At 36.1% G+C, this 19,474-nt stretch carries 20 protein-coding genes and 1 riboswitch; all 20 genes read right to left on the minus strand.

All coding sequences use genetic code 11. The features are described 5' to 3' along the window. Window positions 1-59: 59 nt before the first annotated feature. Window positions 60-755 (minus strand): iron-dependent peroxidase, encoded by a 696-nt coding sequence (locus V6670_RS14345; protein WP_338651477.1) that lies wholly within the window; start codon window positions 753-755, stop codon window positions 60-62. Beyond that, on the minus strand, window positions 746-2,017 hold the full coding sequence (locus V6670_RS14350; protein ID WP_231745036.1) for a normocyte-binding protein: 1,272 nt from the start codon (window positions 2,015-2,017) through the stop codon (window positions 746-748). The genes V6670_RS14345 and V6670_RS14350 overlap by 10 nt, the downstream gene beginning before the upstream one ends. A 36-nt stretch (window positions 2,018-2,053) precedes the next feature. Further along, entirely contained in the window at window positions 2,054-3,664 is a 1,611-nt protein-coding gene (locus V6670_RS14355) for a serine/threonine protein phosphatase (RefSeq protein WP_244504892.1), read from the minus strand. A 32-nt stretch (window positions 3,665-3,696) separates the two neighbouring features. Next, on the minus strand, window positions 3,697-4,536 hold the full coding sequence (locus tag V6670_RS14360) for a protein phosphatase 2C domain-containing protein (RefSeq protein ID WP_036120181.1): 840 nt from the start codon (window positions 4,534-4,536) through the stop codon (window positions 3,697-3,699). Window positions 4,537-4,542: 6 nt separating this feature from the next. Beyond that, the gene (locus V6670_RS14365; RefSeq protein ID WP_036120184.1) at window positions 4,543-5,070 is read right to left on the minus strand and encodes an FHA domain-containing protein; all 528 of its coding nucleotides are present in this window, start codon (window positions 5,068-5,070) and stop codon (window positions 4,543-4,545) included. A gap of 36 nt (window positions 5,071-5,106) precedes the next feature. Then, window positions 5,107-5,682, minus strand: a complete 576-nt coding sequence (locus V6670_RS14370; RefSeq protein ID WP_141905530.1) for an FHA domain-containing protein — start codon at window positions 5,680-5,682, stop codon at window positions 5,107-5,109. A gap of 30 nt (window positions 5,683-5,712) precedes the next feature. Continuing rightward, the gene (locus V6670_RS14375) at window positions 5,713-6,147 is read right to left on the minus strand and encodes a DnaJ domain-containing protein (protein WP_036120190.1); all 435 of its coding nucleotides are present in this window, start codon (window positions 6,145-6,147) and stop codon (window positions 5,713-5,715) included. Between the two features lie 89 nt (window positions 6,148-6,236). Further along, window positions 6,237-6,662, minus strand: coding sequence for a hypothetical protein (locus V6670_RS14380; RefSeq protein WP_036120193.1), 426 nt, complete (start codon window positions 6,660-6,662; stop codon window positions 6,237-6,239). A gap of 231 nt (window positions 6,663-6,893) precedes the next feature. Then, the gene (locus V6670_RS14385; protein ID WP_338651478.1) at window positions 6,894-9,062 is read right to left on the minus strand and encodes a transcriptional regulator; all 2,169 of its coding nucleotides are present in this window, start codon (window positions 9,060-9,062) and stop codon (window positions 6,894-6,896) included. A gap of 553 nt (window positions 9,063-9,615) precedes the next feature. After that, window positions 9,616-10,524 carry a protein kinase gene (locus V6670_RS14390; RefSeq protein WP_338651479.1) on the minus strand — a complete coding sequence of 303 codons (909 nt, stop codon included), beginning with the start codon at window positions 10,522-10,524 and terminating at the stop codon, window positions 9,616-9,618. 136 nt (window positions 10,525-10,660) lie between these two features. Beyond that, a complete protein-coding gene (gcvPB, locus tag V6670_RS14395) occupies window positions 10,661-12,124 on the minus strand; it encodes an aminomethyl-transferring glycine dehydrogenase subunit GcvPB (RefSeq protein ID WP_089934849.1) in 1,464 nt (487 codons plus the stop codon). Next, window positions 12,117-13,463 carry an aminomethyl-transferring glycine dehydrogenase subunit GcvPA gene (gene gcvPA, locus V6670_RS14400; RefSeq protein WP_338651480.1) on the minus strand — a complete coding sequence of 449 codons (1,347 nt, stop codon included), beginning with the start codon at window positions 13,461-13,463 and terminating at the stop codon, window positions 12,117-12,119. Before gcvPA ends, gcvPB begins: the two co-directional genes overlap by 8 nt. A gap of 25 nt (window positions 13,464-13,488) precedes the next feature. Further along, window positions 13,489-14,592 (minus strand): glycine cleavage system aminomethyltransferase GcvT, encoded by a 1,104-nt coding sequence (gene gcvT, locus V6670_RS14405; protein ID WP_141905508.1) that lies wholly within the window; start codon window positions 14,590-14,592, stop codon window positions 13,489-13,491. 261 nt (window positions 14,593-14,853) lie between these two features. Beyond that, window positions 14,854-14,946: riboswitch (glycine riboswitch) on the minus strand. Between the two features lie 144 nt (window positions 14,947-15,090). After that, on the minus strand, window positions 15,091-15,606 hold the full coding sequence (locus V6670_RS14410) for a shikimate kinase (protein WP_036120210.1): 516 nt from the start codon (window positions 15,604-15,606) through the stop codon (window positions 15,091-15,093). 198 nt (window positions 15,607-15,804) lie between these two features. Then, a complete protein-coding gene (gene comGF, locus V6670_RS14415) occupies window positions 15,805-16,230 on the minus strand; it encodes a competence type IV pilus minor pilin ComGF (protein ID WP_141905509.1) in 426 nt (141 codons plus the stop codon). Continuing rightward, window positions 16,223-16,540, minus strand: a complete 318-nt coding sequence (locus V6670_RS14420; protein WP_036120217.1) for a type II secretion system protein — start codon at window positions 16,538-16,540, stop codon at window positions 16,223-16,225. Before V6670_RS14420 ends, comGF begins: the two co-directional genes overlap by 8 nt. Then, window positions 16,533-17,000 (minus strand): competence type IV pilus minor pilin ComGD, encoded by a 468-nt coding sequence (gene comGD / locus V6670_RS14425; protein ID WP_338651481.1) that lies wholly within the window; start codon window positions 16,998-17,000, stop codon window positions 16,533-16,535. The genes V6670_RS14420 and comGD overlap by 8 nt, the downstream gene beginning before the upstream one ends. Next, window positions 16,969-17,307, minus strand: a complete 339-nt coding sequence (gene comGC, locus V6670_RS14430; RefSeq protein WP_036120220.1) for a competence type IV pilus major pilin ComGC — start codon at window positions 17,305-17,307, stop codon at window positions 16,969-16,971. Before comGC ends, comGD begins: the two co-directional genes overlap by 32 nt. A gap of 10 nt (window positions 17,308-17,317) precedes the next feature. Next, complete coding sequence (gene comGB / locus V6670_RS14435; protein WP_338651482.1) at window positions 17,318-18,388, minus strand: competence type IV pilus assembly protein ComGB; 1,071 nt, start codon at window positions 18,386-18,388, stop codon at window positions 17,318-17,320. Then, entirely contained in the window at window positions 18,363-19,382 is a 1,020-nt protein-coding gene (gene comGA / locus V6670_RS14440) for a competence type IV pilus ATPase ComGA (RefSeq protein ID WP_141905513.1), read from the minus strand. Before comGA ends, comGB begins: the two co-directional genes overlap by 26 nt. Window positions 19,383-19,474: the final 92 nt, after the last annotated feature.

Here is a 19,474-nt window from a genome sequence, read left to right on the forward strand (position 1 = left end):
CTTATTCGCATAAAGCTTATATGAATATTTAGTCGTCAATTTATACCCCTCCCCACTTTTTAATAAAGAGCTATTCGATCTAGCTTCATCGTCTCTTCTACGTCAATAATGCCAAAATGGTATTGCCAGTAAACCTCCATCTGAAAGCCAATAGGTAAAAAGATTTCTTGGATTAGCTGAACTTTATTGATATTTTCTATTGTCTTTTTTTGATGAATGTAAAGCAGTAATTCATCATTTTCCTCTGATTTCACATAAATAAAACAATTTCTAAATATATTTTTCAGCGTGTCCTTTATCAGATATAATGCCTCTCCTGTTTGATAGAGTCTGAGCATATTAAGCGCAATAATTTCTTGCTCTTTCTTTGAAAAAGATTTGATTTTATCGCGAACCAGTTTTCCAAATACATTTGCTTCAATGTCTCTCAGCATAAAGCAAATATAATATTCCTTTTTATTCAAGCCTTGCATTCGATCAATTTCAGCTAAAAAATGCAATGTAATATCTAATAAAGCGTCTCTAAATGCTTCATCAGTCGTATGATCAGGATGAAAAAGATCTTTAAAAATATCGAAGTACCGATAATAGGGGTTTACTTCCACATGTTGCTCTATTTCCTGTGAATTTAATAGCTGTGGACTAAGCTCCATATAAGGTGAATAGATTTTGGCAAGATGAAAGTAAATATCCTTTGTTAAAAAGCCCTCTTCTTCAGCTTGTATAAGTAAATCCCAAATATAGTTCATAACCATTTACCTACACATTTATATTCAGTGAAATGCCTTTGGACTTCAGCAAGAAGAAAGCTTAAGACATCATTCGTCATAAAATCTCGCTCTTGTTTTGACAGGAATTGTAATAGCATCGTCTTTTTATGACTGGCATCTTCTGTTGCGTCTTTTAAAAATGGATGCACGAAGTGACGATTATCTAAAAGCCCTTCCAAAATATCTATTCTCAAAAGTTCAAGATTGTCTGCTGCCTGAAAGGAGTTTATCAGTCTAATTATTTCTCCTTTTGTTGAAACATTGACATTATATTTACTAGAAAGCTTGTGCATAAAGTGTTCATTTCGCCGATTAGAGACTAGTTCATAAGTCAATTTACCTACTTGTTCTTTTTCTACTTTAGCAACTTTAAGTAGCTGCCATACTCCTGATTGATCCTGAGGTGAAACAATGGTTAATTCGCTATCTGAACGTTTTATATATCTAATATTGTCTTCTTCCGCATCAATGAGATAACCATGTTGAGTACCTGTTTTTCGTAACGATAAGACATGCTCATAATTTATTCGATCGATGGCCGGAAATGGAAAACCGCTATTCTTAACCTCGTGACGCTGAACATTCCAAAGCGGAACCATATTCAATCGTTTTTGCTGCTCATATTCCTCTAAATCAATCGTAACCTCGAAAATTTCTACATCCTCATTTAATGGTGGACAGCCTATCAGTATGACATCAATGAACTTACTCACAAAAGGATGATTGATTGTTTTCCAAGGTAGGCCATTTCTTTGGAAGATTGAATAAAGGTCTTTAATTTTTTGCAAATAACGATTATTTTTAGTAAGACTCAGCTTTATTTCGACCAATCCCTGCGATGTAGCAAGATGACCATTGAAAATTCGTTGCTGTGCAAGTAAATGCTGTATTTCGATAGAATCACACTCTAAAAATAATGTCATGAGTATTGCAGGTTCATTATTTTTAATAGATTCAAGAAGCTTCTCCATGTCTATTTTTGTCTCTTCCAAATCTGTTGGACATATCGGAAACAAACAATCATGAATGGGGTCGACATCTTCTCGGGCACTAAGCGTTGTGTAAATGTCATATCTATTCTCGTAATCATCGATTTCATTAAAAATACGTTCTTCAAGCTTTTTGTTCATATCTTCTTGATAATCAATTAGATTTACAAAAACGCCACTTACAATATCCTTTAGTAATTGACGTTGCTCTAGATTTTCTATTTTTCGTAAACGTTCAAACATGAGCTCTTTTAACAATTTACTTTCCTTCTTTCATGACTCAGGATTTGAATGCTAACTGGCATCAGTTACTTCATCTACTGGAGGTTCTGCTTCATTAGGAAGTGCATTATCTGCTGGTTGAACCTGTGGAACAGGGTTTAATTTATCATTTGCATTCATAATCTTTCTCTCTAGTCCAAGAACTTTTGCCAGTAATTCTGTTTCTTGATAAATCTCCTGTGCAAGCGTATAGGACTCTATCGCTTGAACGTATTCCTGACGGGCATAGCTCTGATCCCCACTTTTTTCTAACCCTTCTGCCTTTAATTCTTTTTGAGCCTTCTTCAATTCATTTATTTTTTCTTCTGTATCTTCAATTTTTGTTTTAATTTGTGTCTCTCCAGTAAATGAAATGGCGAGTGCTTTTTTTCTAGCTTTCTCATAAATGGCTAAAGCCCCATTGTAGTCCTCTGCCTCAAAACGAAAATCTGCGTCTTTTATAGCATCAACAATCTCCACAACGGAATCCATGTTGGCAATTCTTTGCTCTACTTCTTCCTTACCAAATCCATTAATGAGTTTGCCCTCTTTTTTAGCTTTTTCATAATGTTCTAATGCCTCTGTAAATTTTCCAGTTTCCGCTGATTTATCACCATTGATAATTAGTTGTGTCACTCTTAATTTTCTAGCTAGTAAATTTCTATGTATAGGATCTTTTAATTTTTTTGCTGCATTTCTTCCCTCACTATATGCAAGTAACGCTTCATCATAATTTCCGTCTTGAAAGTAAACATTTCCACTCTTTTCATGGTCCTTCATCTCGACTGTTAACTCTGCTAATTTTTTTGCTTGTTTTACTTGATAAAAAATCGTGCCGCCACCTACAACCAAGGCTAAAACTAATGCAGCAGCAATCATTTTTATATACTTCATCTTGTTTTTGTTCGTTTCTTGATACACCTTGTTCACAAATATGGCAGCAACCGTATAATTTTCTACAACTTTTCTTTGTCTACTTAACAATATTTCTTCCAACAAATCTGTATATTGTTCAGAATCTTTGACACCTTCCAAAGCGTCAGCCATCTCAATCTCACTGACATCTCCCCAAAAGCCAGCTGTACAAAGTAATAGGACATCACCATCAGTAAGCTTCATCTTTTTAGACACAAAGGGTTGAAATTTGTTTGGTTTACCTAGATAATTCAACAAATTCCCTCTTTCTTCATGCTGGCTAATATCTAATGAACGGTTCTGACTGTTTACTATTTCCTGTGCTAAACTTTGGTCTGTACTTTTGTAGGTTAATGTACCGTTTCGGAAGTGATACAGTCGCGAATTCCCCGCTACTCCAACAATCATTTTTGAGTAGTCGGAAACAACTATGACAATACTAGCCTTCAATCTTACTCTTAAGCTTTGCGCTTGTAGTATATTTTGTGCATGTCTAAGGTATTTATTGATAGCTCTCCTTGACATAGCTGGCTTTTCCATAAACTTCTCCAAAATAGCCTTTACGGCAAGCTCTGCACTACTAATTTCCTGATCTGCATCCAAGCCCTTGACAGCTACCCAACAAGCTACATCGTCAAGTTCTGTATAGGCAAAATAGTCTTTATTTTGCAGAAAGGACCCTGCTTCAGATAAAAAGCCCGTTTTAAAGTCGCAATTTTCCTTTCTCATACGTCTCCTCCTTCTCTATTCCCTATTCATCGTCACCAAGTTTTTTCTAAAATCACGATGGTAGCATTATCTTGATTTTTTAAGCGTTTTTGTTCAACGGCTTTTATCATGCTTTGTGCTAAATCATAGGGTGGAGCTTGCTGAGAGAGAATTTTTTCCATTTCAACCTCCGTTAAAGCATCATAGATTCCATCACTAAAAAGACATACCTTGTCCCCTCTATTTAGCTGAATCGGATTATTTCCTGTATCCAAATTTTTAAAGCCTGCATATCCTAAATAATTGATTAATCTCTTTTTTAGAGGATTTTCCTGAACCTCAAGTTGCGAAATTTCACCTGAAATATATCTTTCGGTTAAAACTGACTCAAAAATATGTTTTTGGTTAATCTTTAGAAATTCACCATTTCTAAAGATCGTGAGAACACTATCCCCTACTGCCCCCCAATGAAGATAGCCTTCACTATCAATAACGGCCGTGACTAATGTTGTTCCTCCATTGGAGCCATTTAAGTTTTCCACAATCATATGATTGCTTGCTATAGCAGCTTCCTTAAAAAAGTTTTGTAGATTATTTAAGCTACTAAGCTTTTTAAATTCTTCTATGAAGGTTGTCACTGCAATCGTGCTAGCCATCCGACCATTGGCTAAGCCGCTAATTCCATCTGCAAGCACCGCGATTGTGCCATATGTTGTTTCGGCAGTTGAGAAATAATCATCCTGCTCATCACGTCTTCCGATTGTTTGACCATTTCCAATATAAATTTTCCCTTTATCCATTTTTTGAGCAAGTATACTTCTTATTAGCAGTAACAAGATAAGGACAATGATAAAGATTAAGGTAATTATGTACGGCAATAACTTTTGGTCCATATGTCATCATTCCTCACTTTGATTGTTTTCCCATTCAAAGTGAACACCACAAAGTGGAATAAATAAAAATATACTTCTCCCTAGCTGTATCACATCATAGGCTGCTAATTCCGTTGGTGTATAAACGGCCTCATTATTTAGATAGGCTAATCCTGATGCATCTCCTGGCAGTAAGTAAAAATTACGTTTTTTAGGATCATACACAATGACTGCATGATTTCGCTTAGAAATGGAATTGTCCCCTGCAATGCGGATATGCATATCTTCTGCTCTACCTATAAAATTCTTTTCAGATAAGATACGATAATCTCTACCCATTTGCGGCCCTTCAATACAAACTAACCATCCTGTTACAGGATCTATCCCATCCATTTCTCCTAAGTAAGGCAATGTTTTATCATCTGCTTCAATGACAGGTGAGGAAGGACTATTTTGTCTTTGCTCCTGTTCCACCATCACGTTACAGTAAGGACAAATATTGCGATGTCTCCTTGAACTAAACATATGACCATTTGTACATCTAATCAAACTCATTTCGATATCCCCCATCTTTGTTACGAATTTTTTTCTCTATTTAACCAAAATTCGCGTATTCGCTATGTATATTGTGTCTCCATTACCTAATGGGTAAGGAATCTCATGTTTTAATCTATTTTTTACGCGCTTATTAGCTTTTTTTAAGCCAACACCATTAACCGAATCTATATCCTCTAAATACCAAATTCCAGCTACACAATTTAGTACAGCATGCTCATAATTCACAAGAGATTCATACTCTGTTCCACTTAAATCAATATCCGCCTTGAGTTCAGCTGAACTTTTTCCAATAAGCAATGAAATTTGATTGCCAAGTTCCCATTCATCTATTTCTACTCCACGTTCATTAAGAAGAACAAGCTTTGAAATGTCCTTCTTAGCCATCACTTGAGTGATTGCCTTTGCTTCGTATTTAAGCGATACATATATAATGGCGAGTATGACTATTACCGTCCCAATAACGAATTTCAAAAGGACATCCTGATTCATCACAAAAACATATAAAATGAAAAAGAAGGCGATTGTGACAATAATGATATCGATAATTTTTATAAACATTTTTTTTCGTGTATTTCCACTGTAAGCTTCAGCTGAAAATGGCTCATACATATAATCACACTCCTCTCTTTTTGCCATAGCTTATTTATTAAAAAAACGTTCAAATAAATCCGTTGTATCCAATGGATTTTTCTTCGTTTTTTTATGAAGCGTTGAGGACATCTCCTTTGTTTTAGGATTGAAGCCAAAGAAATGTTCAAAGTTTTTTTCAATATTATTCATATTAAAATCTGGCTTTTTCTCTGTAGACTGATGTCCGTTTGAATGCTTTTCATTTTGTTGTTCATTTTGCCAGCTGGTACCTTTGCCATCGAGACGGGCATCGTAAGTCTCTTTCAGCGCTGGATCCTTAAGCACCTTATATGCCTCTTGAACCTCTAAAAAAATTTTCTCTGACTCTTGATTTCCACCACTCACATCAGGGTGATGCTTTTTGGAAAGCTTTCGATAAGCTAATTTTATTTGCTCTTGTGTTGCATTTCGGTCTATACCCAATGTTTCATAATGCGTTTTCATGTTTTCAACCCCAATTTAGGATTATTAAAAATAATCTAAGGAACTATAAAAGTTCCTTAGATATAGTAGTGTTTTATCGTGCTGCAATCTTAGACAGCGTAGCCGCCTTCGATTTTTGCCAATTCTGTTTTGTCTTTCTTTTGCTTAATAAATAAGAAGAACTCACCAATACCTTCAGTGTCACCATATCTTTCTGTATAGTCCACAACGAAAGCATTTGGGAAATGAATTTTTCTTACTACTTGATCAGCTGAGATCACTTCAAGTGTCACTTTGCGGTAGCAATCAGCTTTTTCAGCTGGTACTAATGACCATAATCCTAATTTCATCGTATCATCAGAATTATCACCATCAGTGGCAGTTAAAATTTTACCTTTTACTTTTAAAGTTGCTCCAACATCTGTAGAGCGCGCGTTAGAATCATTCGGTGTATCTGTCTCATATTCGACAGTCATGATGCTTTCTAACCCTAATTCAATTGCTTCTGATCCTTCTACTTTTAATACAAAACCCATTTTTAGTACCTCCTAAATTTTGTTGAATCGTAACTTCTGACTGTTCTAATGAAATAAATTTAAGTACAGCTATTCATTTCACAGGGCCATGTTTCATACCGACACGATGAAATATGTAATATTTTTCATTTTAGCAATTAGTCGTTCGATTCATATTTATGTTAAAAGATTTATGAATGATAAATCTTAAACACCCTACTTAAATAATTGAAAATTTTGATAAATAAATTGTTAGGCTTTAACAGCACTTGTCCCTTTAGTAATCGTGACCTCAAGATTTTTAACATTACCGTTAAACACAAGATCGATCTGACATAAGCTTGTTTTCTCATCAATGATGTAGCCAATATCATCTCCGTCATGAATGATAGAGTTTACATGACCTTTATCATTCAGCCACTTACTTTTTTGACTACTTGGATTATTACTAAAGAAGCGAACGATATTCTCGTGCTTAAAGTCACCAGATTGGAATCGAAGTATTCTTTCAATATACGTACTAACTTGCGTTTTATAGATTGAATCGAATCCATCTTCTTCCATTGCTAGACTTCTTGCTTTATAAACAGTAATACGTCTAATATCTTTATCCTGTAGTTGGGCATTTTCGGAAGAGAATACAAAACCGAAGCTTCTGCTGTTAATAGCGTCTTTAATATTATTCGTAAAACCTGAAATTTCCTTCGCCATCGTAGTTACAGCTCTAAGTGAGTTGTCTCCGGCTTCAATATCAAATCGAACTCCAGGGTAATTACGTTTTACATTTTTAAATGATTCCTTTAAATACTCTGGGCATTGGTAGGCGGAAACGATACCTGCTGCTACATAGCTAGCACCTACATAAACGCCTTCTATCCAAAGCTTTAAAATATCTTCCTTTTCTTTCGATAGACGAGCTCCATTTTCGGTAGTATGCATTCTCGTATCAATAACTACGCCTGATTTATCTTTTGGAATAATCGTAAAGTTTGGTAGGCATGGTATCGCGAACTCACTAAATTCTTTTCTGACAAGAACCGAGCATTTATCGATCAGGCGATCAATCCCAGCAGTTGCGATGCCGTTGAAGGTAGTTTCTTCTTCAGCCATAAAGTTAAAGAAAATTTGAACCTTGTAATCTTTTACCGTATCTAAGAGGATTGATAAAGATTCCATTGTGTTACCCTCTTGCTTTGTAACCTTTTCATTCCCTTTGAATCTTGAACGGCTAACTTTCATTTTTCCAGAAGATTCTAATTCTAGAGCAGGTACAATGCCATACCATACAGTATCTGTAAAATCATTTTTAGCGTTAACCGTATTTAAATACGTGCGTAATCTTGGCAGGTTATTACTTTTCACAAGCATATCGAGCTTCGTGTTTGTCACTAATAATGACGGCTGCATACCTTTATTTTTCGTAACATATTGATCGAAGTACATTTTGACACCTAATAGCTTTTCGACTAAAGGCTTGACCGTTTTTACAAATTCATCCTTTGCATCCTTATAGAACTCCAGGTATGTATTGTAATTTTGAACTTCTGTTTCAACATCAAATTCGGCTTTTATAGCTGGTAGAGGTGAGAACGTTCTCACAACTAAATCTTTTACATAGGAAGACGGAGATTCTGTAATAGCCTCATAGTCTTCTTCGAAAACTGTACTCAAGCCGTAATTACTATTTTCTTCAATGACCATCAGTTCTGAACTATTCGTTTGAGGTGCCTCAATAATTTTCAATTCACCATTATCACCAATAGTAAGCGTACCTATTTGTAATTTTTCGGACTCATCCTCATCTTGACTAGCACCTAATAATAATCTTGTTTTAATATCTTCAATTGCTAAAGGCAGCATCGCCATTACATTGTTGTAGTTTCTACTAGCTACTTCAAACATAAGATTTAGCTTGTCACCAGTATCTAATTTTTTCGGATCTCCCTCATCCAGCTTGTCATACTCACTGTATAGGTAATGAATTTCCTTACGAACTTGGCGAATATCATCCATGACTTTTTTAGGAGAAATCATGTCTAGTAAATTTTCAAATTTAAAATCTACATTCGTGATGCCCTGACTTCTTTTTGTATCAATGAGCGTAAATAGCATCTTTAAAAAATCGTTATTTTGGTCGATTGCTATTTCAGATATACAATCATCTTGAATTCCTTCAGGCTTTTTCAAGGTATACATAACCTTTTGATTTGCCGCGTTATAAAATGAATACACAGTAGGTGAAAACTTATCTAAAAATTCGTCGAAGCTTTTTACAAGAAGATGTTGACTAATTTCCTTGATCTTTTCATCACTTAGACTGTCGATTCCTTTTACATCGCCAACAAGCGTAATTAAATCCAATTTCTCTGGGTTTATTTCTTCAAAGAGCATTGTTCTGTTCGTTTGACTAATAATCTCCATTCATTTGGCTGTATATTACTACAGCCATCCCTCCTTTAGATAACGAATTTCGAGTAAGCATAAACATTAGTGCGTAAAAAATACAGAATTAGAACTGTATAACTACTTGAATCGAGCATCTTAAAAGAACATTTAGACACTTAAATTAAGTCGATATATACATTTAAGATAAAATTTTACAATAAAAACAATAATGTACTAAGCTATGTACGAGAAACTCTAATTCAACTTTATGCATTTTTTATACAAAATTCACTAATGGTTTTATGTATCACAAAAGTAACTATACAATACCTAAAATCAATGTCAATATTTTCTATAGAATATATTGTAAGCAAAAACATTTTAAGGACAGTTTATTAAAAATATTACATGGTAATAATTATGATATTTTTTAGGGAAATAGTGGATAAATCCTATTTTTTTATAAAAAAAACAACTAAAGGTCCGATTGCTATTAGGTCCTAAGTTGCCCTTTTGGATATCACCCTTTTAAGATAAAAATGAGTAAAAAGTATTAAAAATATAGTAATTTTGGTCTTTTAGAATTAATTTATTTAAAATAGTTCTTTATACATTTGAATTTCCCTTCCAAAATAATCATGTATTTAATAAAAGAAAGGGAAGAACATCTTTTTTTATGCTGCACTTGCAAGCCCCATAAAATAGTCAATGACATAGGAATGCTCACTTTTCTATTATATTTTCTCACATTTGCAAGTTTATCCTCGATTACTCTTTGTGAAACATCTAGTGGGACTTCGTTTGTTAATGCGAAGTATAAAGTTGCCATCAAACTATAAATATCTGTATAAATGCCTTGCTCTCCTTTAACGGAATACTGCTCAATAGGTGAGTATCCCATCGTAGTAAAAATTGGATATTTTTCCATCGTTTTATAATAAATTGCTGAACCGAAATCTAATAAGTGAGGTTTCCCTTGCGCATCAATTATAATATTATTCGGCTTTATATCCCGATGAATAATGCCTTTACTATGTAAATACGAGATGGCATCAATTAAGGGAAGGAATACTTCTTCATATAGATGATGCCTTTCATGGATAGCATATTTATGTATATATTGGTCCAGTAATATCCCTTCATAATAATCTGTAATCATATATATAGAACCATTTTCAGTAAAATGATGTCTATACTTAACAATATTTTGATGGTTCAATTGCTGGATCATGAATGCTTCACTTAGAAATCTTTCCTTTAATTCCTGAAATTTTTCCTTTGTTGAGGGTACACGATTGATTACTGATGTGTTATCCAAATCTCGTAACGCTATTTCCATTGGGAAAAATTCCTTAATGATTAGTTGCTCTCCAGTATTTATATGTTCAGACATATACACAAAGGATAATTTACTAGTGGCAAGAACTTGCGTTATTTTATATGTATTATGTAATAGACTGTTTATTGGTAAGCTCAATTCAAATATTGCTGCCTGCATTTTAATCTCCTTTCAAAAATCGAATATACAAATTAATGTAATTATATCAATTACTATATTTTTATGTATAGTTTGTAATAGCCTAAAGTGCGCAAACAAAAAACCGTTCAATATGAAGTGAACGGTTTTTTGTTTATTATGCTTTTTGATAGCGCAGCACTGGTGTACGAGCAGCGCGTGTTTCATCAAGACGAGATACGACTGTTGTATGTGGTGCTTCTTGCACGATAGATGGATTTTCTTCTGCTTCTTTCGCAATTTGAATCATCACATCACAGAATGCATCTAATGTTTCTTTTGATTCTGTTTCAGTTGGCTCGATCATTAATGCCTCTTCCACGTTTAATGGGAAGTAGGTTGTTGGTGGATGGTAGCCAAAGTCTAACAGACGTTTTGCAATATCTAATGTGCGAACGCCCAATTTCTTTTGACGACGACCTGATAAGACAAATTCATGTTTGCAGTGACGGTTATATGGTAGATCAAAGAATGGCTCTAAACGACGCATCATATAGTTTGCGTTTAATACAGCATATTCTGTAACAGCTTTTAAGCCATCTGGCCCCATTGTACGAATGTACGTATAAGCACGAACATTGATACCAAAGTTACCATAGTAAGGTTTTACACGTCCAATTGATTGTGGACGATCGTAGTCGAAGTGGTATGTGCCTTCTTCTGTTCTCACTAGTACTGGTTTTGGTAGGAATGGAATTAAATCTGCTTTTACGCCTACTGGACCTGAACCTGGACCACCGCCACCATGTGGGCCTGTAAATGTTTTATGCAGGTTTAAATGCACGCAGTCAAAGCCCATATCGCCAGGACGTGCTTTACTCATAACGGCATTTAAGTTCGCGCCATCATAGTAAACTTTCCCGCCTACAGAGTGAATAAGCTCCGCCATTTCGATAATGTTTTCTTCAAATAAACCAAGTGTATTTGGGTTTGTTAGCATTAATGCAGCTGTATCAGCACCAACGACTTTACGAAGGTCTTCGATATCAACTAAGCCATTTTCATCGGATTTAACAGTGATTGTTTCAAAGCCTGCTACTGTTGCTGAAGCTGGATTTGTACCGTGAGCTGAGTCAGGAACGATAACTTTGTTACGGTGACCTTCACCATTTGCTTCATGAAATGCGCGAATCATCATTAATGCTGTCCATTCACCATGGGCACCTGCTGCTGGTTGTAATGTTACTTCATCCATTCCTGTAATTTCTACTAAAGAAGTTTGTAAATCATAGAGAAGCTCCATTGCACCTTGTACTGTCGATTCATCCTGCAATGGGTGAACATTCGCAAAGCCTGAAAGACGTGCAACTGCTTCATTAATTTTTGGATTATATTTCATCGTACAAGAGCCAAGTGGATAAAAGCCAGAGTCTACCCCATGGTTTCTACGAGAAAGTGCTGTATAATGACGCATAATATCAAGCTCAGACACTTCAGGTAACTCTGCAGCTTCCGTACGAACTAAGCTTGCTGGCAGTAAATCTGCTAGGTCTACTTCAGGTACATCAAGTGCTTCTAAGCTATAGCCAACGCGACCTTCTTTTGAAATTTCAAAAATGAGTGATTGATTTTCGTTATGCATTAAGAGCCCCCATTTCTGCAACAAGTGCATCAATTTCTTCTTTTGTGCGTAATTCAGTTACTGCAATAAGCACATGATTTTTCAGAGAGTCATAATTTTGCCCTAGAGGATATCCACCGATTATACCCTTTTCGATTAAGCCTTTATTGATTTCCTTCACACATTTATTCGTTTTCACAACGATCTCGTTAAAGTGTGCACCTTGGAATGCTACTGTAAAGCCAGCTGCTTCAAAGGCATTTTTTGCATAACGTGTTTTGGCAATATTTTGCGTAGCCATTTCACGAATACCTTGTTTACCTAAAGCTGTCATCGCTACAGATGCAGCAAGTGCTAAAAGTGCTTGGTTCGAACAAATATTGGATGTTGCTTTATCACGACGGATATGTTGTTCACGTGCTTGTAATGTTAATACATAACCACGGCGCCCTTCACCATCCACTGTTTCACCAACAAGACGACCTGGCACTTTACGCATTAATTTCGTTGTCACTGCAAAGAAACCACAGTGTGGCCCACCAAATGCTTCAGAGATACCGAATACTTGCGCATCCCCTACACAAATATCAGCACCTAGCTTACCAGGAGGCATTAAAATGCCTAATGAAAGTGGGTTAGAAGAAACAACGAATAAGCTTTTCGCTTCATGTGCAATCTCACTAATAACTTGAATATCCTCCACTTGACCAAAGAAGTTTGGATATTGAGCAATAACAGCTGCTGTGTTGTCATCGATTAACTCTTTTAATGCTTCGACATCTGTCACACCATCTTTTTGTGGGATTGTCACGATTTCAATGGATTGACCATAGGCATATGTAGCAACAACATCGCGATATTCTGGGTGCACTGCTTCAGACACTAATATTTTCTTACGACGCGTATGACCTGCTGCTAGCATACCTGCTTCTGCTAATGCTGTACCACCGTCATACATAGAAGAGTTTGCAAGATCCATGCCAGTTAGCTCGGCAATCATCGTTTGGAATTCAAAGATTGCTTGTAGCTCACCTTGTGAAATCTCTGGTTGATAAGGTGTGTACGCTGTATAGAACTCTGAACGAGAAATGACATGGTCCACGATTACTGGTTTATAGTGATTGTAAACACCTGCACCTAAAAACGATACATTAGCATTTGTGTCCTTATTTTTTGCAGCGAGTGCCGTTAATTCTTTTAATAAAGCAGATTCTGATTTTGCTTCCTTAATATCATAAAGGCCTTTAAAACGGACTTTCTCAGGAATATCCCCGAATAATTCATCAACTGAGGATACACCGATTACGTCTAACATTTCTTTTTGATCTTGCTCCGTCATTGGTAAATAACGATGTTTCATAAATGTAGGTCCCTCTTTTCAACTATTATTTTGAACGCTTGTAAAACGGTGTTTCTACTGTTATTACCTTTAAGTGTTTCCCACGAATTTCGATTTCTAGCTCAGTTCCGATTGTTGCGAATTGACTGTCAATTAAAGCGTGACCAACATTACGTTTAGATGAAGGAAGCTGTGTACCCGTTGTCACTTCACCGATTTCTTTACCGTCCTTGAACACTTTGTAGCCATGACGTGGAATGCCTTTATCAATCATTTCAATGCCTACCAATTTGCGTGTAAGACCATTTTCCTTCTGCGCTACTAATGCTTCATGACCAATGAAGTCTTCTTTATTTAATTTCACAGCAAAGCCAATCCCAGCCTCAAGTGGAGAAATTGTTGCCGATAGCTCTTGACCGTATAATGGTAGACCAGCTTCAAAACGTAGTGTATCGCGGCATCCTAAACCTGCCGGTACTACGCCTTTATCATGACCAGCATCTAAAATTTTACCCCATAGTGCTTTAATATCTTCTGGAGCACCGTAAAGTTCAAAGCCATCTTCTCCTGTGTAGCCACTACGAGAAACTAATACTTGATGACCTGCAACTTCAACGCCCTCTTGGAAGCGGAAAAATTTAATGGCACGAACATCAGTCGAAGTAAGGGATTGAAGAACTTCCTCTGCTAATGGTCCTTGAAGAGCAATTTGTGCATAAGCATCGGATTGGTTATCAATCGTCACATCATATTGATGTTGATTTTCCATCATCCAATCATAGTCTTTTTCAATATTGGCGGCATTGACACATAATAAATAGTGATTATCAGCTAATTTATACGTTAATAAATCGTCAACAACGCCTCCATCTTCATAACACATAGCTGTGTATTGCGCTTGGCCATTAACAATTTTAGATACATCATTTGATAAAAGATTTTGTAAAAAACCTAATGCATCGGGACCTGTTACTAAAATTTCTCCCATATGTGATACATCAAATAAGCCTGCACGATGACGCACTGCATCATGTTCTTCTTTAATGGAAGTAAATTGAACAGGTAGTTCCCAGCCACCGAAGTCTACTGTTTTTGCACCGTATTTCGCGTATTCTTCAAATAGAGGTGTACGTTTTAATTCATTCGTCATTCTTTTTTGCCCCCTTATTGTTCGTTACATTTTTACTGGTAGTAGTTCGTCTGCTTTTGTATTAGTACAGTCAGTGCGTATCGTTTCCAATCTTTAAAGCACCTGTGGACATAAAAAAAGACAGACGAACCCCTTTTCGGGATTCTCTGTCCTTGCACCTGAAAGTTACACCAGACTGGCTCGCAAGCTTTCACACTGCCAATCAGCCGGCTTTCCCCTTTGGTGGCTGTTATTGTTATACTACAGCTCTCTCCAGAGTTGCGTCTTGTACGAGTCCTTTTACCTGAGAGATTCATAGCCATTTACTACTTGCTCCTTCGGTGGCGTCTACACGCGCTCTCCCCGCACAATCATCCGCCCAAGATAGTTCTTGGTACTATTTAGTAGTCAATGAACATTTAGTTACTTATTTGTCTATATCCTAACATTAAATGCATTGAAAAGGCAATCATTTTTTAAAAGATAATAAAACACGAACATTATTTATTAATAACACAATCATCGTTCGTTTTTTAATCTTTTCACTTGAAATACTAAATACTCTAGAATATGACGGATAGTTCTACCTTCTGTCAATACTTGGATATGTCCTACCTCACGGTAAAATTTCCTTCTGTAATGATACAGGCTTTCTAGCTCTTCCTTTGTAGAGCTCTGTACAATGGGTCTGTTTGGATCATGCTGTATTCGTTTATAAATATCTTCAAAAGACGCATCTAAAAAAAACACTAATCCACTACGTCTCATAATTTTTCGATTCTCAGCATTAATGGCAACGCCACCACCTGTAGAAATAATACAAGCCTCATCTCTGAAATTTTTCAAAAATTCTGTTTCTATTTCTCGAAAATGGGCCTCCCCGTATTTTTCAAAAATCTGTGGAATTGTCATTCCCTGCTGGCGCACAATCTCACGATCCATATCATAATATGGCATCTTTAATAAATAACTTAAACGTCTTCCTAACGCACTTTTCCCACTGCCCATAAAGCCAACTAAATATATTTTTCGCAATTTGGATCACCTTCTTATAACTACGATTCTACACTGTCTGACAAAATTTGTCCTAATAAATTTATCGTAGTTTGAACATTTAATTTTTCTAGCCCATCATATGTTCGAAACTGCATTTCATAAGACATACAATACGCAAGAACAAAAGTAGTTACAAAAAATAATAATGCAATTGCGATCAAAAAAATAGCCCCTCTGTCATTTTTCAATAATTGGCACATAGAAGCTTCGCTCCTTTTGAATACCGCTAGTCATTTCGACAGCTACCGTCAGCATGTTTTCTGTATAGTTAAATTGGCATTTATTAATTCCGATTAGCATGGGAACATGTCCACCATTTATTTGCTCACGAATAATATTAGGATAGCAATCAATATGATGGATTGTATTTGCAGTTTGAAAGCTCACTCTTTTTCGATCTTCCCGAATAGCAAACGCAGAGACATTCTGTAGAGAATGATTTACATCATAAACAAATAGCTCCCACTTTGTTTGTTCATCTGTTAGCATGGTTGATTTCATTTCAGCAAACCATAGCATAATAAGAACAAAAAGATGAGATATTAGCACAAAAACAACCAATTGAAATATGGCTTCTATTAATGTATAGCCTTTGTCATTCACGGACTTCACCTGTATCTTGTATACATTTTTGGCGCAGTTCACGCATGTTTTGAAAACGGACACAAATTTGTTGTCCATCAAATTCCCAATGATACTCTACTTGTTCAATGGTCCTAGAGCCTTCTGTTTGCTGTACTGCCTGATATTGCTTTAAACCTTCATAGGCAGTTTCAGCTGCGATGAGTTCTAGTTTTTTATTTGTAAGATTCGTCTTCATCGTATAGGTAAGCGGTATTAACGACATACACAATATTGTTAAAATCCCCATAGCTAAAATGGTTTCTACAAAAGAATAGCCTGACTCATTCAACTCTAGCTCTCCCTCGTCCTAATGTAATAACGACCTTTTTCTTTCCTTGAGGGGTTTTAAAGGCAATGGTTCCAGCTGACATAACATTTCCTTTAGTATTATAACTAAGTGTATGAATAGAACTTTCTGCGTTCAAAAACTCGACTCCTTTTGGAAAAGGACGTTCATATAAAATGGTATAAAAATCTTTTTGAATAACATAACGCTTACTGGGACTTATTATTTTCATTGCTATATATTGCCGTTCATTCATGCTATAGGTTTGAATATACTGAATATCTAGTTGCATTTGCGTAAAAAATTGTTCCAATTCCTTTGCTTCTGCTATTTTGAATGAAAATTTACTAACAATCGCTGTTAAACTCATGACAAGAAACAAGACAATCAATATTTCAAGAATTGTGAAACCACCATTTTTATTATGTTCATCAGCTATTTGACCCTGTTTCCAAATCTGCATTGGCTAGTCGTACCTCTCCCTCATTCGTGATGACTATTTCAGCTTTATTTGGGCAAGTCGTTTCATGTTCTTTTAAATAGCCTTTCATCACTAGATCATCTAATGTTGGATAGGTCATAAAATCTACTCGATAGGCCTCGACCTGCCCTTGTACCATAGATATATAAGCCTTACAGCCCTTCTCATCAATGGTAGCAAAATGCTTCGTAACATTTGGAATCGTAATTAAAATAAGGATTGAAATGATTAATAAAACAATTAGCATCTCGATTAAAGTGAACCCTGCTTGTTCGTTGATACGTTTCATCTTTTCCCTCCTAAACTAATTCAATCATGTGATAGATGGGTAATAATAAACTGACATAGGCAGCTACTATACAGACTGCTATGAGGATAAAGAAGGTTGGTTGTACAAATGCTAATACTTTTTGCAGAAGTTGTTCCTGTTTTTCCAGTAATAATTCGCTATACAACACTAATTCTTTTCCTAAATAGCCGCTTTGCTCACCGTGCTCTACAAAAACAGGAAAATCCTTTTGAAAAACAGCTAGTCTCATTACGGCAAGTGTTAGTGACTCTCCAAAAATAACCCTTCCTTTTATGCGCTGCGAAAGAATTTGCAGAAAAGGTTGAAGTTGTTGTTCTTCTAAAAGTTGGAGGCTAGCTTGTAATGAAAATCCACTTTGTAGTAAGCTTCCTAAATAAGCGGCAAACTGTCTTGTTAATATCAGTCGCATATAGCGTTGAATAAAGGGAATCTTGAATAGGATGGTGAGTTGATGTGCAGTAGGCTGTCGATTGAGATAGAGACGAACAATAAATAAACTGCCTGTTGCGATGAAGATGGTGAGGATGACTACATCAGGGACATGTAATAACGTAGTGGACAACGTAATACTTGTTTCTGTTTCTGCGGTTCGGCCGGCTACCAGTCTTTCGATGTTTGGTAAAAAGATGGTACGAAACACCAAAAATAATAACAGCAAAAATACGATCAGCGTGACAGGATAGATCAGCAGCTTTATGAGCTTTTTCTTGGTCATTTCACTTACCTTTATTTGCTTAGCTACACCTTGTAAAGCTTCTATCATATGACCATTGTTTTCTGCTATCTTGATGGCCATTAAATAATGCTTGCTCAGCTGTAAAGTTTCAAGTATCCCTGCAACCCCTTCCCCTTGCTTCAGTTTTTCATCAATTTGCTGCTGCATATCTTCATGCGCCTTTATATGATGAGGCAATAGCATTGAAATGGCCTGAGGAAATAAATATCCCTCTTGCATTAACACGCATAATCGATTAAAAAATTGTGCCTGCTCCCTTACTCGCCATTTTGTCGCCCTACTATAATAAAGCAAAACATTATGGATGTACGTTTGTAGGTGCATAAAAGCTCTCCACTAATTCTTTTTGTCCCATTAATGTTAATTCATAAGGGAGTTCATAGTTGACCTTTTCTTTAATCGCAGAAATGGCTCTTGTTAAATGAACATCCTGTAAAATTTCATATACCGCACGGCGCTCATCTTGTACTGCTGAAGTCTGAACAAGTATTTGTGCCACAATACCGATAATCGTTTGATGAAGCTCCTCTATCGACACATCTAAGTCCATTAAACGATACAGGCAACGAATGGTATCTTTTGCATGAATGGTTGAGACAACTAAGTGTCCTGTTAAGGCAGCTTGGATGGCAATTTCCGCTGTCTCTTTATCTCGAATTTCACCAATCATGATAACGTCAGGAGAGTGACGTAAAATGGCTTTTAGTCCCATAGCATATGTAACGCCCGCTCGCTCGTTCACTTGAATTTGAAGTAAATTTGCTTGGCTATTTTCTACAGGATCTTCTAAAGAAATCACATGCCGATTTAATTCTGTGGAACAATAGTGGATTAAGGAATAGAGTGATGTAGATTTGCCAGAGCCTGTTGCGCCTGTAAAAAACAGAAGACCTTGACGATGTTGCACAAGCTCCATTAAATTGTGTGCAGCACTTTTGGAATAGCTTAATGACGTTAGTGGGAATGTATGATTTTGGAGAAGTAAACGGATAATCAGGCTTTCTTTTAAAAAGACGGAAGGCAGTGTGGATACTCGAAAGGCGTATGAATTGTGTTCCATTGCTTTTTGAAAGGAACCGCTTTGAGGTTTTCGTCGTTCACTGATATCTAATGCCGCAAGAAATTTATAGTAGGAAATCATTCTTTCTGCAAGTTCATTTGGTAGCTCACCAGCTTGGAGTAGCTTATCATATTTTCGAAAATAAACCTGATATCTTTTATTACCTGGAACCAGTAATAAATCGGATGCACCAAAATGATAGGCCTTTAGTAAAAGTTGCTCACATTTTTGTTCAACAACTGTTTCAAAATTCTGCATATATGCACCTCACTTCTAGTTCATTCGAATATGACCGCTCTATTCGTTATTTCCTAGTATAAAGAGGAAAATGCCACGAGAAAAGCCCTTTT

It is taken from the genome of Lysinibacillus sp. Y5S-8 (assembly GCF_036894365.1).
In the GTDB taxonomy this organism is placed as follows: Bacteria; Bacillota; Bacilli; order Bacillales_A; family Planococcaceae; genus Lysinibacillus; species Lysinibacillus fusiformis_D.